Annotated in this window: 16 protein-coding genes; 12 read left to right on the top strand and 4 right to left on the bottom strand. The window is 42.4% G+C overall.

Annotated elements, in window-relative coordinates:
- Nucleotides 1-57 precede the first annotated feature (57 nt).
- The 9 genes from IW644_RS18670 to IW644_RS18630 all read left to right on the top strand — a co-directional run bounded on the left by IW644_RS18670 (nt 58) and on the right by IW644_RS18630 (nt 8,989).
- Nucleotides 58-735, top strand: coding sequence for a hypothetical protein (locus IW644_RS18670; protein WP_269918867.1), 678 nt, complete (start codon nt 58-60; stop codon nt 733-735).
- A gap of 22 nt (nt 736-757) precedes the next feature.
- The gene (locus IW644_RS18665; RefSeq protein WP_269918866.1) at nt 758-2,074 is read left to right on the top strand and encodes an alginate O-acetyltransferase AlgX-related protein; all 1,317 of its coding nucleotides are present in this window, start codon (nt 758-760) and stop codon (nt 2,072-2,074) included.
- Between the two features lie 42 nt (nt 2,075-2,116).
- Nucleotides 2,117-2,344 carry a hypothetical protein gene (locus IW644_RS18660; protein WP_332066661.1) on the top strand — a complete coding sequence of 76 codons (228 nt, stop codon included), beginning with the start codon at nt 2,117-2,119 and terminating at the stop codon, nt 2,342-2,344.
- 12 nt (nt 2,345-2,356) lie between these two features.
- Nucleotides 2,357-3,241 carry a glucose-1-phosphate thymidylyltransferase RfbA gene (gene rfbA / locus IW644_RS18655; RefSeq protein ID WP_269918865.1) on the top strand — a complete coding sequence of 295 codons (885 nt, stop codon included), beginning with the start codon at nt 2,357-2,359 and terminating at the stop codon, nt 3,239-3,241.
- 76 nt (nt 3,242-3,317) lie between these two features.
- The gene (gene rfbC / locus IW644_RS18650) at nt 3,318-3,863 is read left to right on the top strand and encodes a dTDP-4-dehydrorhamnose 3,5-epimerase (protein ID WP_269918864.1); all 546 of its coding nucleotides are present in this window, start codon (nt 3,318-3,320) and stop codon (nt 3,861-3,863) included.
- Between the two features lie 22 nt (nt 3,864-3,885).
- On the top strand, nt 3,886-4,755 hold the full coding sequence (gene rfbD, locus IW644_RS18645) for a dTDP-4-dehydrorhamnose reductase (RefSeq protein WP_269918863.1): 870 nt from the start codon (nt 3,886-3,888) through the stop codon (nt 4,753-4,755).
- Between the two features lie 37 nt (nt 4,756-4,792).
- Complete coding sequence (gene rfbB / locus IW644_RS18640; protein WP_269918862.1) at nt 4,793-5,875, top strand: dTDP-glucose 4,6-dehydratase; 1,083 nt, start codon at nt 4,793-4,795, stop codon at nt 5,873-5,875.
- A gap of 86 nt (nt 5,876-5,961) precedes the next feature.
- Nucleotides 5,962-7,638, top strand: a complete 1,677-nt coding sequence (locus IW644_RS18635; protein ID WP_269918861.1) for a glycosyltransferase family 2 protein — start codon at nt 5,962-5,964, stop codon at nt 7,636-7,638.
- Nucleotides 7,639-7,801: 163 nt separating this feature from the next.
- On the top strand, nt 7,802-8,989 hold the full coding sequence (locus tag IW644_RS18630) for a nucleotide sugar dehydrogenase (protein ID WP_269918860.1): 1,188 nt from the start codon (nt 7,802-7,804) through the stop codon (nt 8,987-8,989).
- A 64-nt stretch (nt 8,990-9,053) separates the two neighbouring features.
- On the opposite strand, the gene IW644_RS18625 is transcribed toward IW644_RS18630, so the two are convergent.
- The 3 genes from IW644_RS18625 to IW644_RS18615 form a co-directional block, all read right to left on the bottom strand.
- Nucleotides 9,054-9,398 (bottom strand): type II toxin-antitoxin system VapC family toxin, encoded by a 345-nt coding sequence (locus IW644_RS18625; protein ID WP_269918859.1) that lies wholly within the window; start codon nt 9,396-9,398, stop codon nt 9,054-9,056.
- Between the two features lie 41 nt (nt 9,399-9,439).
- On the bottom strand, nt 9,440-9,670 hold the full coding sequence (locus tag IW644_RS18620) for a type II toxin-antitoxin system Phd/YefM family antitoxin (RefSeq protein ID WP_269918858.1): 231 nt from the start codon (nt 9,668-9,670) through the stop codon (nt 9,440-9,442).
- 334 nt (nt 9,671-10,004) lie between these two features.
- On the bottom strand, nt 10,005-10,895 hold the full coding sequence (locus tag IW644_RS18615; protein WP_269918857.1) for a LysR family transcriptional regulator: 891 nt from the start codon (nt 10,893-10,895) through the stop codon (nt 10,005-10,007).
- Between the two features lie 203 nt (nt 10,896-11,098).
- On the opposite strand from IW644_RS18615, the gene IW644_RS18610 reads away from it, so the two are divergent.
- Genes IW644_RS18610 through IW644_RS18600 form a run of 3 tightly spaced genes read left to right on the top strand, consistent with a single transcriptional unit; the run spans nt 11,099 to nt 15,345 of the window.
- A complete protein-coding gene (locus tag IW644_RS18610; protein ID WP_269918856.1) occupies nt 11,099-12,844 on the top strand; it encodes an ABC transporter transmembrane domain-containing protein in 1,746 nt (581 codons plus the stop codon).
- On the top strand, nt 12,845-13,897 hold the full coding sequence (locus IW644_RS18605) for an HlyD family secretion protein (protein WP_269918855.1): 1,053 nt from the start codon (nt 12,845-12,847) through the stop codon (nt 13,895-13,897).
- Nucleotides 13,891-15,345, top strand: coding sequence for a TolC family protein (locus IW644_RS18600; RefSeq protein ID WP_269918854.1), 1,455 nt, complete (start codon nt 13,891-13,893; stop codon nt 15,343-15,345). The genes IW644_RS18605 and IW644_RS18600 overlap by 7 nt, the downstream gene beginning before the upstream one ends.
- Nucleotides 15,346-15,537: 192 nt before the next feature.
- Here the strand turns inward: IW644_RS18600 and IW644_RS18595 are convergent, their stop codons facing one another.
- Entirely contained in the window at nt 15,538-16,347 is an 810-nt protein-coding gene (locus tag IW644_RS18595) for a hypothetical protein (RefSeq protein ID WP_269918853.1), read from the bottom strand.
- Nucleotides 16,348-16,861 lie beyond the last annotated feature (514 nt).

The raw sequence follows: 16,861 nt of genomic DNA, 5'->3' as shown, positions 1-16,861 counted from the left end.
GCAAGTTAGTAACTTATGTCTTATCGGATACATCCACTTTGGAGACTAGAGCGATTGATGTCGCCTTCGATGTACTCGCAAAGTTTTCCTCACCCTCGTGTGACTTTTCTCTCTCATCATATCCCGAAAACCGCCGGAAGTTCACTGAGAGTTGCTTTCGAGCAGTCATTAGGGAAAAGAGTAGTATACGGTGTTTATGATAATACAGGCGCATCTGAAATGTCCGCTGGGAAAGCTGTTTGGTTACCCGCCAAAGCTGAGATATTACATGGGCATTTTAAACCGCACAGTAATCATGAGCAGATGTTCCCTTTTGCGAAGAGGGCTGTATGGGTGCGCGATCCTTTAGAGAGGCTATGGTCATTAGTTGGCCATCTTATGTCATTAGGGACAAGACATCCCCAGTATCACCTATTAAAATCAGCTTTACCAAACACAAACTTTAAATCTCAAACGAATATTGTGCATGATCTAGTTACCGAAGATGCAGTAAAAGTGTTTACTCGTGCCTATAGTAATTTTTTTAGAAATGTACCAATAAGCGATTTTGCTTTCGTAGGATCTAAGCATCGTTACGAAAAGGGGTTGAATAAACTTTCTGCGTTATTAGATTTAGAACTAGAAATTAAGCAAGTTAATAGAAGAAATAATATGGGCCATAGTATACCTACCAGTATTCGTCGCCTGGAACCTTATCTTCAGGAAGAATACGAGTTAGTTGGAGACTATTTGTAATGTTTTATGACAAGGAACTGTAGTGGCAGTTTATTCAATTAGTACGCAAAGGGAGGGCGCAGATGATGGAACACAGTTTCGCTGGCATTTAGATTTCCCTGTACAGGGGCAAAATATTGATGGCACCCTTTTAAATAATGAAGGATTGCTACTTCAAGGTTGGTTTTTAGACGATAGTGACTCAGCTATATCATTGGTTGTTTTAAATGGTTGTGACGTTATACCCTTACCATTATCTCGAGCCAGGCCTGATGTTATTTCAAAAGTTCTAGGGGGAGCGCCTGAAGACCACCCTAAGCTCCATTGTGGTTTTTCTCAGCAGGTTAAACTTAAGCATTCTTCTTTCTCTATCGGTGTTGTAAAAGAAGGGCGATTTATTCAAATTTTAACGGGTGCGATAGAGGGAAAGTTTCAAATACTTAAAGGAGAGAACGGGTGGCTATTTCTAGACAACGATACAAACAAAAGTATTGAACAACATACTGGTAAGTTTAGGTTGTCACGTACGGCAAAAGCAGAATGGAAAGAGTATTTAGAATCTTTAACTAATTATTCTCTCACAAAAAAGTTGCCTGTTTGTTTACTTGTTGCTCCTTCAAAGGAGATGGTATACCAACAGTACTATCCATATAAGTTTTCTAAACAAGCGCCTATAAGGAAACTTACCGAATTAATACCGGATACTCTCAATTTCGTACTGCCCATACAAGAATTGAGAGACCTAGACCGTCGGTCATTTCGAGTTTGTGACACCCATTGGACTGTTCATGGAGCGAGGCTCGCTTCGCAACTGGTTTCAAGCAAACTTTCACGTAAATCTGTCAGCGAACTAGATATTTTTAATTCTGATGTTTATCAAACAAAAAGATTAAGTGGTGATTTGGGCTCAAAACTCTTCCCTGCCCAATTACACGAAGAGGACAGGCTTACTAGCTTTAGTTACAGGGAAAAGGTCATCTATGACAATAAAATAGATAACTTTGGCAGAGTTATTTGCATGTTTAACCAGGAAGCTTTACTTGGTGAAACGCTCTTAGTATGTGGGTCGTCATCTTCTTACACGATGTTTGACTACTTAACCCGTTTGTACACAAACATCGTGTTCGTTCATACTGCTGGTAATATAGATCATGACGTAATTGAAGCTGTTAGGCCAGATTGCTTATGCTTACAAACTAACGCACGTTTTGTAGTCAAAGCTCCTAAGTTCGAGGATTCAGTTCTCGAATATATAAAAGCGAAGAGAAAAACGGGCGAGCCAAAGCCTCCAACTATTGCTGAAATTCTCCCAGATCATAGTATTCCTTATATAGAGTTCTTTAACAACATGTTGCGTTAGAACTTTTTGAGCCTCTGTTAACTGTACGAGGTTTTTAGTTGAATAGATGTACGAATCAATGTTCGTCATAACGATCTAGATTCAGTGCTTGATTTGAGTGTAGTAAAAGATGCAGTCAGTCGCGTAGAAAAGTCTTTAGGTGAAAATGGGCGACTCGTTCTCAGAAAATCTGGAACAGAACCGTTAATTCGTGTGATGATAGAAGCTACAGATATGGGAATTGCTTCTGAGTTAGCCAATAGCTTGGCCGAAGTCATTAAAGAAAACTAAAAAGGAATAAGTATGAAACGGAAGGGCATAATTTTAGCCGGTGGCTCGGGCACTCGTTTGCATCCATTAACGAAAGTGGTGAGCAAGCAGTTAATGCCGGTGTACGATAAACCGATGATATATTATCCCTTGGCTACACTCATGATGTCGGGGATAAGCGATATCTTAATTATCACCACACCAGAAGAGCAGCGCCGTTTCATTGAGTTAATTGGCGACGGTAGTGACTTGGGTATTAATGTTCAATATGCAGCTCAACCTTCGCCCGATGGCCTTGCTCAAGCATTTCTTATTGGCGAAAGCTTTATCGGTAGTTCTCCATGCACACTTATTTTGGGTGACAACATCTACTATGGCCACGACTTAAAACTATCGTTGCAGAATGCGTTTAAGCAAGAGCAAGGTGCTACTGTATTTGGTTATCACGTTAACGATCCTGAGCGCTATGGTGTGGTAGATTTTGATGATGATTGGAATGCTCTCTCTATTGAAGAAAAACCAGCCGTTCCTAAATCAAACTATGCGGTAACTGGCCTTTACTACTACGACAACCGCGTAGTGGATTTTGCTAAAGAGGTTAAGCCTTCACATCGAGGCGAACTAGAAATTACCGACTTGAACAACTTATATCTTCAAGATGGAAGTTTGAAAGTAGAGTTAATGGGCCGCGGTTCAGCATGGTTGGATACAGGTACGCTTGACTCGCTACTAGACGCCGCAAATTTCGTGGCAGCTATTGAGAAACGGCAGGGCCTAAAAGTGTGCTGCCCAGAAGAGGTGGCTTATAGAATGGGCTATATCAACGCTGAGAAGCTTGAAAAGTTAGCCGCACCACTTAAGAAAAGTGGGTATGGCGATTACCTTCTGAAAGTTCTAAAGGACAGAGTAAAAGTTTAATCTATATCTAAGTTCAAAAAAGGTGGCTTTGCCACCTTTCTTCTTATATTCATTTGCACATTTGTACGGAAAGTAAATGCAAGTAATTAAAACAGCCATCCCTGACGTTAAAATCATCGAACCTAAAGTATTTGGCGACGAGCGCGGTTTTTTTCTAGAAACCTTTCGCACCGACTGGTTTAAGAAAGAATGTGCAGATGTAGATTTTGTTCAGGATAACCATTCTAAATCTAGCCAAGGTATTCTTCGCGGTCTTCATTATCAAATGGAGCAAACCCAAGGCAAATTAGTACGTGTAGTTAGCGGTGAAGTGTACGATGTAGCCGTAGACATGCGTAAAGACTCACCTACATACGGTAAGTGGGTCGGGGTGACATTATCAGCTGAGAACAAACGACAATTGTGGGTGCCTGCCGGTTTTGCTCATGGCTTTTATGTAACCAGCGAATCTGCCGAGTTTGTGTATAAGTGCACAGACTATTACCACCCGGAATCTGAAATATCAGTTAAGCACGACGACCCTACATTGAATATCGACTGGCCATTAGTAAATGGCAAGAAGCCGTCTTTATCAGGCAAAGATGAAGCGGGTTTGGCATTCATAGACGCACCTACGTTTTAATTGTATTGAGTACTAGCGACTAATGAATATTGTAATTATAGGTAAGTCTGGGCAGTTAGCTTTCGAACTTTCTCGTGAACTAGAAAATAGCGAGCATCAAGTTTCGTTTTTGGGGCGTGATGATATTGATATTACGAACGCCTCTAATGTTGAAGAAACGCTATCGCCTTTATCGGTTGATGTTTTAATAAACGCATCTGCCTATACCGCTGTTGATAAGGCAGAGGAAGATACTGAAGCGTGTAATGCCATCAATGTGTTTGCTGTCGAGAATCTAGCAAAATTCTGTAAAGTAAACGGCGCTTTTATGGTTCATGTGTCTACCGACTATGTATTTAACGGCCACAAAGGTTCACCTTATTTAACAGACGACCCTATTGAACCACAAGGTGCTTACGGCAAGTCGAAAGCAGAAGGCGAAAAAGCGCTGCTTGAGATCCTACCTGATGCCAGTTGCCTAATTCGTACTGCTTGGGTTTACTCTTCGCATGGTAATAACTTTGTGAAAACCATGCTGCGTTTGATGGCAGATAAGCCTCAGTTGGGCGTAATAGATGACCAAATTGGTACGCCTACATGGGCTAAAGGTTTAGCTGAAGCTTGTGTTTCTGCCGCTTTGAATAAAACCAGTGGCGTGTATCACTGGACTGATGAAGGCGTCGCTAGTTGGTACGACTTTGCGCTAGCTATTCAAGAGCTAGGTGTTGAGAAAGGTTTGCTAGATAAATCGATTCCAGTATTACCTATTCCGTCAAGCCAATACCCAACGCCTGCAAAACGTCCGCATTACAGTGTATTAGACAAGCAAACCGCACGCGAAGCGTTTGCGGCGTGTAAGCCTACTCACTGGCGCAAGCAATTAGCCAGCATGTTAGACGAATTGAAAGCGTAAGCGACAAGAACAAGATTATACTTTTGGTAAACAGAAAATGAGTAAAACGATTTTAGTAACAGGTGGCGCGGGCTTTATTGGCTCAGCAGTAGTTCGCCATCTTATAAACGACACAGACCACACTGTGGTTAACTTAGATAAGCTAACTTACGCGGGTAATTTAGAATCACTAACACCTGTTTCAGATAGCGACCGCTACAGCTTTGAACAGGTTGATATTTGTGATGCTGAAGAAGTAAAGCGCGTTTTCAATACGCACCAGCCAGATATCATCATGCACCTTGCGGCAGAATCTCATGTAGATCGCTCTATCGATGGCCCAGGCGAGTTTATTCAAACTAATGTAGTTGGCACGTATACCTTGCTTGAACAAGCAAGAGCATATTGGTCTGAACTTGAGGGCGATAAGAAAGCTGGGTTTAAGTTTCACCATATTTCAACCGACGAAGTATACGGTGACCTGCCTCACCCAGATGAAGTTGAACCAGGCACAGAGCTTCCACTCTTTACAGAAACTACCCCGTATGCACCAAGTTCGCCTTACTCAGCAAGTAAGGCAAGTTCAGATCAGCTAGTGCGTTCGTGGCTTCGCACATACAAGCTACCAACGCTTGTAACTAACTGCTCAAATAATTACGGCCCGTATCACTTCCCGGAAAAGCTTATTCCGTTGGTTATTCTAAATGCCCTAGCTGGAAAGCCGCTACCTGTATATGGCAAAGGTAACCAAATTCGTGATTGGTTGTATGTTGAAGACCATGCACGAGCATTGGTGGTAGTTGCGCTTAACGGCGAAATCGGTGAAACCTATAATATCGGTGGTCACAACGAAAAGCAGAACATTGAAGTTGTGCGAACTATCTGTTCAATTCTGGATGAAGTTAAGCCAAAAGATAGCAAATACGCTGAGCAAATTACCTACGTTCAAGACCGTCCGGGCCACGATATGCGCTACGCTATTGATGCCAGTAAAATAGAGCGTGAGTTAGGATGGAAGCCACAAGAAACCTTCGAAAGCGGTATTCGTAAAACCGTAGAATGGTATTTAGCGAATGAAGGCTGGTGGAAAGCGGTTCTTGATGGAAGTTATCAAGGTGAGCGCTTAGGTACCGGACGCTGATACCCATACAAACTTACAAGTGTTAAACTAGAAAGCCGCTTTAAATAAAGCGGCTTTCTTTATTTTTAAGGCCCTAAATAGTCTACATGAAAAAAATTGCTATGCGGTCAGTGCGTGCCGCCCTTCAACTTATTCCTAAAAACTTAAAAAACAAGCTCAAACAAAACGAGCGTTTAACTGGCTTGTATGTAAGGTCGGTAAGAAAGTCGGGGCTATTTTTCGATGCTCCAACGCCTAAACAAACGCAGGCGTTATACAATTATTGGCTTGAAGTAAATGAGTCTGTTTTTTCAAAGCCAGCAGGTAAGGTTGATGGATGGCAAGCTATAGTATTTGGCACCGACAGCCAAGGCGTAACTGAAGAAAGACTTAAGGCGCTTGGTGTTAAAACCTGCTTTATTGTGGGCGATATAGATAAAAGTACGTTAGAAAAGAATATTGCTAGACTGGATGACCAAATTCCTACGTTATTACTTAACGGTGGTGATTCATTACAGGAAGTTGCTATTGGCCACCTATGTGATGCTTTGCAAGAACGCGACTTAGTTTATTGTGATACGGACGAACTTAATATTAATGGGGCTAAGTCATCGCCACGATTCTTACCCGATTGGAACCCTGAGCTTCAATTCTCTACCGCTTATATTAATACTGGGGTAATGATCAAAACAGCACTTTTAAAGTCGCTACACATTACTAACCAAACAACAATTGCAGAGATAGTTACAGAGCTTTCCCTCACTATAAAAAGTTTGGCTATTAATCATTTGCCGCTGCCCTTGGTGCACCAATCACCCGATAAAAAAGGTGAATCAAACACGCTAGAGCGCGTTAAAACAGTGATAGAAAAACATACAAACGCGAAAGTCGAACTTGACGAGCAATTTAGCGTAAACCGCGTGTGCTGGCCCAATAGTAATCCCTTGGTAAGCTTGATTATTCCCACAAAAAATGGGAAAGCTTTGGTGAAAGCATGCATCGAGTCAATTCTAGAGAAAACTACCTACCAAAATTACGAAATATTGCTGATTGATAATGGCTCTGATGAACAGGAAAGTATTGAGTATTTTAGTTATCTAGACACATTGGAAAAAGTAAGAGTTATTCGTTACCCGGCGCCATTTAATTATTCGGCAATTAATAATTTCGGTGTTGAACATGCAAAAGGCTCCATTCTTGGGTTAGTTAATAACGATATTGAGGTTATATCGCCGGATTGGCTTACCTATATGGTTGGCCATGTAGAGCGCAAAGATGTTGGCTGTGTTGGTGCAAAGCTGCTTTATTCTGATACACGGGTACAACACGCTGGCGTTGTTTTAGGCTACGGAGGTGGCGCTGGCCACGCTCACAAGAACTTTCCTCGCTTTCATACTGGTTACTTAAACAGGATTGTCGCTACAAACAACTATAGCGCCGTAACCGCAGCGTGTTTACTAGTTAAACGCACGCATTTCGAGGCCGTAAACGGTTTAAATGAACAGGACCTTTCTGTTGCCTTTAACGATGTAGATTTTTGTTTGAAGGTTAAAGGCTTGGGCGTTAATAATGTCTACTGCGCAGAAGCAGAGCTGTACCATCATGAATCGGTCAGCAGAGGCTTAGATATTTCACCTGAAAAAGCGGCGCGTTTTAATCGCGAATTAGCTTACCTCCAAACATCGTGGAGTGACTTCATTGCAAACGACCCCGCTTATAATCCAAATCTTACGCTAAAGCGTGAGAACTTTTCGATAAGAAGTGCAGTAGAATTAGAAAAGTGACGCACCAGGCATAATTGATGCATAGTGCATCAAACAGAGCTTTGATAAACTATTTAAAAAATTAGGCGAGTTAGCCGTAGTATTCATCATTGTTTAAAATTACTATGCAATGATAGTAATGAAGCTTTCGTAAATTATTTGTACAAAACTGGAGAGAATTTAAATGGATAGTACTATGCAGAAGCTTAAAATAGCTGTAGCAGGCACAGGCTATGTAGGGCTTTCAAATGCAGTGCTACTTGCACAACACAATGAAGTGAAAGCGGTCGACCTAGTCCCAGAAAAAGTCGAGATGCTTAATAATAAGAAGTCTCCAATTGAAGACAAAGAAATAGCCGAATATCTAACAACGAAAGAGTTGAACCTAGTTGCGACGCTGGACGCGCAAGAAGCGTATAAAGATGCTGACTATGTTGTAATCGCAACACCAACAGATTACGACCCGCAAACGAACTACTTTAATACAGGTAGTGTAGAAGCCGTTATCAAAACAGTAATGGAAATTAATCCTAATGCGGTAATGATTGTTAAATCTACGGTTCCTGTTGGGTTCACCCGAGATGCAAAGAAGCGTTTCGGGTCAGAGAACATCATTTTTTCACCCGAATTTTTGCGTGAAGGTAAAGCGCTTTACGACAACCTTTATCCTAGTCGTATCATCGTTGGTGAGCGAACTGAGCGAGCTGAAATTTTTGCGAAGTTACTTCAGCAAGGTGCAATTAAAGAAGAAATTGATGTGTTGTTTACCGACAGCACTGAAGCAGAAGCTATCAAGCTATTCGCGAACACTTATCTAGCGATGCGTGTTGCTTACTTCAATGAATTAGACAGCTATGCTGAAAGCCATGGGTTAGACTCAAAACAAATCATTGAAGGTGTAAGCTTAGACCCTCGCATCGGCAGCCACTACAATAATCCAAGCTTTGGCTATGGCGGTTACTGTCTTCCTAAAGATACTAAGCAACTCCTAGCTAATTACAGCGATGTACCTAATAACATGATTCAAGCGATTGTTGATGCTAACCGTACACGTAAAGATTTTATTGCTGATTCAATAGTTAGCCGCCAGCCGAAAATCGTAGGTATTTATCGCCTTATCATGAAGTCTGGTTCAGACAACTTCCGTGCAAGCGCGATTCAAGGCATTATGAAGCGTATTAAGGCGAAAGGTATTGAAGTTGTTGTTTACGAACCAGTACTAAAAGAAGAAGATTTCTTTAACTCACGCGTAGTAAACGACCTAGAAGAGTTTAAGAAAATCTCTGACGTTATCGTAGCCAACCGTGTAACGGGCGATATCGAAGACGTACTAGATAAAGTATACAGCCGCGACCTGTTCAACGCTGACTAGTTTAAATTGTGGGGTCAGAGTAAATACTCTGACCTTATAATCAAATACCTTCCCGGCCACTAACTTACTTTAAAGCGTTAATCAATCTAATCCCATAAGCGGGAAAATGTTCGTCCTTCGTTGTGATTTGCAGTCCTTCGGCTTGAGCTTGGGCAATCAGCATTCTGTCAAATGGAGCACGGTGGTGCATTGGCAATCTCCCCGCTTGCTGGCCGTGAAATAAATTGATAGGTAAGGCGCTAAAACCTAACTCTTCGATAAGCGACTCAATATCATCTGGTATCGTAAGTTTTCCCAGCTGCTGCTTTATCGACATTTCCCAAACAGACGCAGCGCTGATATAAATATCGTTTTCAGTATTTAAGATATGCTTCTGAGCAGTAAGACCTAATTGCTCATTTCCATTCATTTACCAAATTAAAACGTGGGTATCCGGCAAGAATCTTTTAATTATAAACCGAACATATTTGCTATATCTTCGTTAACCTCTTTCGAATCAAAGTCTTCGGTTGCATGAACTTGACCTTTGAACTGCCCAAAAGTGCGTTTTTTTTCTGTTTTAAAAGGCACTAGCTTCACAGCTGGTTTTCCAGACTTGGCGATAACAACTTCTTCACCGGTCTCTGCTCGTTCGACAAGTTGGGATAACTTACTTTTTGCTTCATGCATATTAGCTTGCATTCAAGACCCCTCATAGACTTAGCTAAACTTAGCTATAACAATAGTTTAAAAAATAAACAGTTGCAATCGCGTCCTCTATTCAGTTCATAACTAACGCTTGTAGCTCCAAAGTCTGACAAGCAGACAAACCCAATACCTATCCTGTCAATGCTGCGGTATCTCTAATCATCAAAGGTCATTTACAAAAAACTTCCCAAACCACAAATTCAAAATAAAATCCGCGCCAATTCAACCCATGCCATTAAGCTTACTCACACACAACCGGGAAGAGCATGCTGTAAATTATGGGGTCAGAGTACATTCCTGCCCCCATCATTCACCAAAACTCAGAGCGTCACGCTAAAATTCCGCGTGCCGATTCCACTATCGCCTCACTAATCGTATAGTCAGCACGGCTTTTACCCGTGATAGCGTAATATCTTTCATTGAGCGTATTAGCATTACCTATACAGTGCACGCCATACTGTTCTTCTACATGTTTTGATATAGCTGAAGGGGCACAGAATACGCCGAAGTCCTCGCTGCCAAATAACTTTAGCAGCGCTGTATCATCGAATTCGGCCACGATTTTGGGGTAAAGCTGTTCGGTTTCAAGCCAGCTTGTAAGTGCTTGGCGTATGCCCGACGTGTTACCTTGAATAAGCAACGGCATTTGGTTTAAACAGTCAGGAAACTGTAGCCCTTCACTAAGGGGCAACTTAGCAAAAAAGCTTAAAGAGCTTTCCCCTAAGAAGTAGCTGTTAGCGCTAATTTGAGTACCGGGCGCTATACCTCTGTCTGCAACAATAAAGTCGATGGCATTTATAGCCAGTTCTTTCAGTAAACCATCAAAGCTATCTTCTTTAACTACGTACTTTACTTGCGAGAACTTGCGCATAGTGTCGTGCACAAAGTCATAAAAAAGCACTTTTGGAATACCATTTGTAATACCTATTACGAATTCCTTCGTATTCACTTCATCGCTATTGTTAAGTATTTCAGCCAGTTGGTTACCCTTGTGAAATATTTCGCTGGCATACTGATAACTTACTTTACCCCGTGCGTTTAGGTACAGCCGCTTGTTTATTCTGTCGAACAGTGAATAGCCAAGCTGACTTTCAAACGTACTGAGCTGCCCGCTTACCGTTTGCGGAGTAACGTGGAGTAACTTAGCGGCTTTAGCAATGCTACCTTCGCGGGCAACCAGATAAAAATAATATAAGTGATGGTAGTTTAGGTGATGCATACTTTAAGCAACCTGTTAAACGTGTAGAGAAATGTACTCTGACCCCATAATTCGTAAACGCAATTATTTTCGATGAAGTATTAAGAATATAACAGATTTATTCTTACTAGCCATTGCAATACACTATAAGTGTTGTTGCATATGCTATTTATAACAACGCATAACTAACTTTTCTAAGCTAGCGGTATATTGAAGACATAACTATGGCTAAAACAATAAACTTACGTAAAACGCGAAAAACACTGTTTTCGTTATTGAAACCTGAGGCTGGCTTTTTTTGGGTTGCAATCGCTTATGGCGTTGCAATTAGTTTGATGACACTGGCAGTACCTATAGCAGTCCAAACGTTAATAAACAGTATTGCCAATATTGGCTCAACCCGTGCGGTTATCATCCTCGCCGTTATTTTGTTTCTTACCTTGTTTATATCAGGTGTGTTCAGCGCACTTCGTATGCGCGTAATGGAGTTTTACGAGCGCAAAGTTTATGCACGTCTTACCGCAGATTTAGGGCTTAAAACTATTCTTGCCCCGCACAGCTTTTTCGAAGGTCGTCAGAACGTAAGTATTACCCAGCGTTACTTCGATATTATGACGTTTCAAAAGAACATGCCTTCGCTGATGATCGACGGCTTTGCTCTGGTGCTGCAAATGCTGGTGGGCTTCACGCTTGTCTCGTTTTATCATCCTGCGCTTTTTGCGTTTAACGTAGTACTTCTGCTCACTATGTATGCCGTATGGAAGATTTGGGGGCGGGGCGCTAAACGCACGGCCATCGAACTTTCTCATGCTAAGTATGATTCCGCTAAGTGGCTGCACGACATTGCTATTGCGCACGAGTTTTTTAAATCGGCGGATCACGTGGAATATGCCGGGCGCAGTACCGAAGGCTATATTAGTAACTATGTGAAAAAGCACAAAAGTCACTTTAATTACACTTTCGCGCAAGTGGTAATGTTTCTATTAATGTATGCGGTGGCAAGTGCGTCGCTACTTGGTATTGGTGGCGTCCTTGTTGTGCAAGGAGAACTGTCTATTGGTCAGCTGGTCGCAGCCGAGTTGGTGATGTCTGCCGTGTTCTTTGGTTTATCCCGCTTTACTCAGTACTTAAAGCTTTATTATGAATTATATGGTGCGGCCGAAAAATTAGGTGGTGCTTTAGCTATGCCCCAGGAAGAGCTAAATGCTTCAGAGCACATTCCAGCATCGTCTAAGTTGGTGTTTAACAATGTAGAGCTTAAACACGGCAACGATACCTGCCATTTAAACGTTGTGTTCGAGCCAGGTACTAAGTACTTCGTTACTACTGATAAAAGCTGGGTTCAAAAGCAACTGTTGGGGCTGGTAAAGCAATACGACCGTGTGAAGTCAGGCGATATATTATTAGGTGAATTTAGCCTAAACGATTATGACACCCATGAGTTAAGGCAGGCGGTAACTATTTTAGATCGCTCTTTAATTATTGAAGTGTCTATCGAGCGATACTTGAAACTGGCTCATCCCGACGCGAGCATTGCAGATATTCGCGCAGCCCTTGAAGAAGTTGAAATGACGAAGGTTATCGATAGCTTACCGGAAGGCCTGCAGACCAAAGTGTCGGTATTAGGGGCGCCTTTACAGCCGCTAGAATTTTTACTGCTTAAACTGGCTGCCGCTATTATAGGTAAGCCCAAACTTCTTGTATTAAACCAGCACTTTGATGCCATACCTGTCGATTTAAGAGCAAGGCTACTGAGACGTTTAAGCAAGTACGATTTCACTGTGATGTACTTTACCAATATGCCAATAACAGACTGCTTCGAAGGTGTGCTTCATCTACACGATAATGCCACGGCTATGTTAAACAAATATAGCGCTAGCGAGACGCCAGCTGGTGAAGAGCATGAAAGTGCTAACGTTAATAACGAACAAGGTAATAACTTACAGATAAATGATAAGGAGGGTGAGTAAGTGAATAACGCAGAACGTCGCTTTTTAGACAACATTACATCGTTACCCTCTTTAAAAGTGCCCAAGCTCCACCGCGTCGTTACTGGTGTAATAATTTTCTTGGTACTGGCTGCCGGGTTGATACTGTACTTTACTCCTTGGATCCAGACCGCCTATGGTACAGGTATGGTTGACTCGCTCGATCCTAAAGACCGAACTCAACCAATTAATGCGCTTGTTGATGGGCAGGTTAAAAAGTGGCACGTAAAAGAAGGTCAACAAGTAAAAGCGGGCGAGCCTATTGTTACGCTTATTGATATTGATGCTCAGCGTCTTGAAAAGCTTCAATCTCAACTTTCTGCTGCAAACCTGAAAAAACAAGCGAACGAAACGGCGGTGAGAAGTGCCGAAAATAACTTGGCGCGCCAAAAGTCACTGCAGGAACAGGGCTTGGTGTCTCGTAAAGAAGTTGAGCAAGCAGAAATCAAAGTACAGGAGCTAAGAGCAAAAGCCGCAGCATCTGTATCGGAAATAAACGAAGTAAGTATGACGCTCTCTCGACAATCTACCCAAACCAAGTTTGCGCCAGTAGACGGTACCGTGGTGCGTTTACTGTCGGGTGGCGTGTCTACTTTTGTGAAATCTGGCGATATCTTAGGTCAGTTTATTCCTGCCGATGCCAAGCGTAGTGTAAGGGTAACGGTAAGAGGGTTAGATGCACCATTGGTAAAGCCTGGTGCAAAAGCGCGATTGCAGTTCGAAGGTTGGCCGGTTTTCCAATTTAGCGGGTGGCCGGGAAGTGCAATAGGAACCTTCGGTGGTGAAGTGGTATATGTAGAGCCAGTGGCAAACGCCTCGGGCGACTTTAATGTTTGGATCAGACCCGACGAGTCAGACGTTCCATGGCCAGCAGAAAGTTCGGCCCGTTTAGGTAGCCGAGTAAAAGCATGGGTGTTGCTAGAAGAAGTGCGATTAGGTTATGAAATGTGGCGCCAGTTAAATAACTTCCCGCCATTACCTACACAACAGTCATCTTCAGGAGGAGCAAAAGGTTCAGGAGCATCAATATGGTAATGCGCAGATTGTTTTTTACTGCAATTGCATTAGCTACATATATAGGTGGAAGTGTACCTGGTTCATTCGCGCAGACACAAAATACGAGTCAAGTGCAAACTCAACAGGGTAGACAAGCGCCAACCATCGAAGCGTTAATCGATAGCATGGTGAACTATCACCCTTATGTGCAGGCAATTAAGGAAGGAAACTATCAAGCTGCCGCTGAACTTGAGATTGCAAGGAGCAGCTTCGACCCCTTTATTGAACAGAAAACCAAAAGCCGAGTGTCAGGTTATTATGATGGGACCAACCTCACTCAGCGTTTCACAAATCCAATTGAAGATTTCAGCGCGTCTGTATTTGGTGAGTATCGCATTGCAGCGGGTGACTTTCCTAGCTATGAAGGGTATTACGATACGCTTTCTGCCGGCGAGGCTAGTGTAGGTGTTGCCATGTCGCTTTTGCAAAATCGTGAGATAGATAAACGCAGAACTGAATTGCGCAACGCGGGGCTAGCTACCTCTCAGTGGCAGGCACTAGCGACAAGCCTTATTAACGACTTTGTCTACAAAGGCGTAAGTGAGTACATTGCGTGGTACGAGAGTGCGTTACAAATTCAAGCCGTCACTGAGTTACTTAATACGGCGTCTGAACGTGAAAAAGCCTTGGTTACTCGGGTAGAGAAGGGCGACTTAGCCAGTATCGTGCTTACGGAATTTAAAGCCAACTTACTTCAACAACGTTTAACTTTGGCCGAACTTAAACAAAAGCGAGATACGCACGCGCAAATGCTGTCTTTTTACTGGCGCTCACCAACGGGTGACATGTTGGCAATTAACAGTGACCAGCCACCTACCGATTTAAGCTGGCCCTTTTGGATTGGCAACAGCCAGTTGGTAACGCTCCGTAATGCGCTTCGAAGTCACCCAGAATTAGACGTAATGAAGTTAGAACAGCAGGTGGTAGAAAACAAAGTTGCACTAGCAGACAACGCGCTACTCCCCAAGCTTGACCTTACAGCCTCTATCGCCAGAGATGTGGGTGCAGGCTCTGAAACATTGGAAGGCACAGAAACTAAAGTGGGCCTATCGTTTTCTTATCCACTAGGCAATAGAAAGGCAAAAGCAGAGCGCGCACAATTACAGTCTAAGCAAAGAGAGCTTTCACACAAACTCACGTCAACACAACAAGCTATTGTACAGCGCTTTGAACAGGCGTTAATTTACTGGGCTCAAGCAAAGGATATTGTGTCGCTTCAAAGCGAAAATGCTGCGTTAGCAAAAACTTTATCAAAGGTAGAGAAAACGCGATTCGATGCTGGTGACAGCGATATGTTCGTATTAAATGCGCGAGCGCAAAATGAGATTAAAGCAAAGATCAAAGAGATCAAAGCCAAGGTCGACTTATTAAAATCCGAGCTTATGCTATATAAAGAAGCGGCGATGCTGCATTCCTTCGACAACTAGCTTTTTCAAAATCTAACCATTGTAATTGCAATATGGGGATGTGTACGTGCTAAAAAGACTATAAGTACGTTGTACTGGTACTTACTACGAACCCCATACCAAGTGAAGTTACTACAAAGCCACAAACAAAAACGGCGTATTGATTCACTCAATACGCCGTTTTCAGTTAAGCATTAATTACGAGTTAAGGCACTAATTGCTTAGCGCGCTATTAACATCTTCTTCGCTCAGCCCTGCTGACATCGCATATTCTTTTAACTTGTCTTCTGACACACCGGCATGTTGAGCGGTGTTCAAGATACGCATAACTTGTTCGCGTTGCTGCGCTGATTCTCGTACTGCTGTCTCAACCACAGTTTCCGCTTCATTAGGAAATACAGCTAAAAGCGCATCTACTACATATTCACCCACAAAAGGTACGGCGTTTAACGCGCTTGTCATTATATCGACAATCTTGTTTGGATGTTCCTGAGACAATGTTTGCACAATGCTGTCAGCAGCATCAGGTTGCGTTAATACGGCAACGCGTACAATCTCATCTAACTCTTCAGGCGTAGAGACCGCAGCTGCTTGCACAACAAAATCTACATAAGTCGGTTCTGCCGTTATTGCTAGCTGTACAATGTTAGGGCAACTGCTTACTTCTTTTTCAATAGCCAGCTGAACAATCTCTTCAGTTGAGGCCGGTTGTGCCGAAATAGCCGCAAATATAATTTCTCTGTACTTATCTGGGTAGGTGTCTAGCGCTATATCTACAATAGATACGATGTCCTGAGGGTAGTGACCTGCTATAGAGCTTATAGCTCTACCTACCGACATGGTTTGTTTTACCTGTCTTTTGAGAAAGGCAGTTTGAAAGCGGTTTGGCTCTTCAGCAGTTTCAACGCTTGTTGAAACAGATGGCTGAATCACTTCGCCCGTAGAAGCATCTTGTGCCATTGCAACAAAACTAACCTGACAAGCTAGTACTGCAGATGATAGCAATGAAAGAGTTCGTAACATAAACCCACCTTTATAATTATTGCGTAGTCAATTTATGACGCCACCAGTATTAATACATTTAGAAAGAACGCAAAGCGTACATCGTTTACGCTTATATACATTCTTATACGTATTCCTTTACGCTGGCTTCAATATCACTAACTAATATCAAGCACTAATATAATAACGGCAGCATCTACTACTACTTTAAGAACGACTACTTTATAGGATCTGAATCCCCATCCTATTAGTAATTAGTCCATATTGTCTACTAATTATCACATTTGAATGAAAAATAGACGGTTAGTTCAGTTTTTTCATCTTTTTTAAAATAAGTGTTGACGTGAGCGCTCATTTCCCTAAAATGCGCATCCGCTTCGGGGGAAAAGCAAAACAGCAACCCTCCTGAAGTAAGTCTCTACTACCTATATAGGCCAGTAAAGACGGGAGTTTAGAAGAAACGCTTCAGAAAATAAATTTTCAAAAAGTGTTGACAACGAAAACTTCCAGCGTATAATGCGCACCTCACTCGAAC

Origin of the sequence: Alteromonas sp. PRIM-21 (assembly GCF_027563165.1) — a bacterium.
Taxonomy (GTDB): Bacteria; Pseudomonadota; Gammaproteobacteria; order Enterobacterales; family Alteromonadaceae; genus Alteromonas; species Alteromonas macleodii_A.
This window is presented reverse-complemented; position numbering and strand designations above follow the sequence as displayed.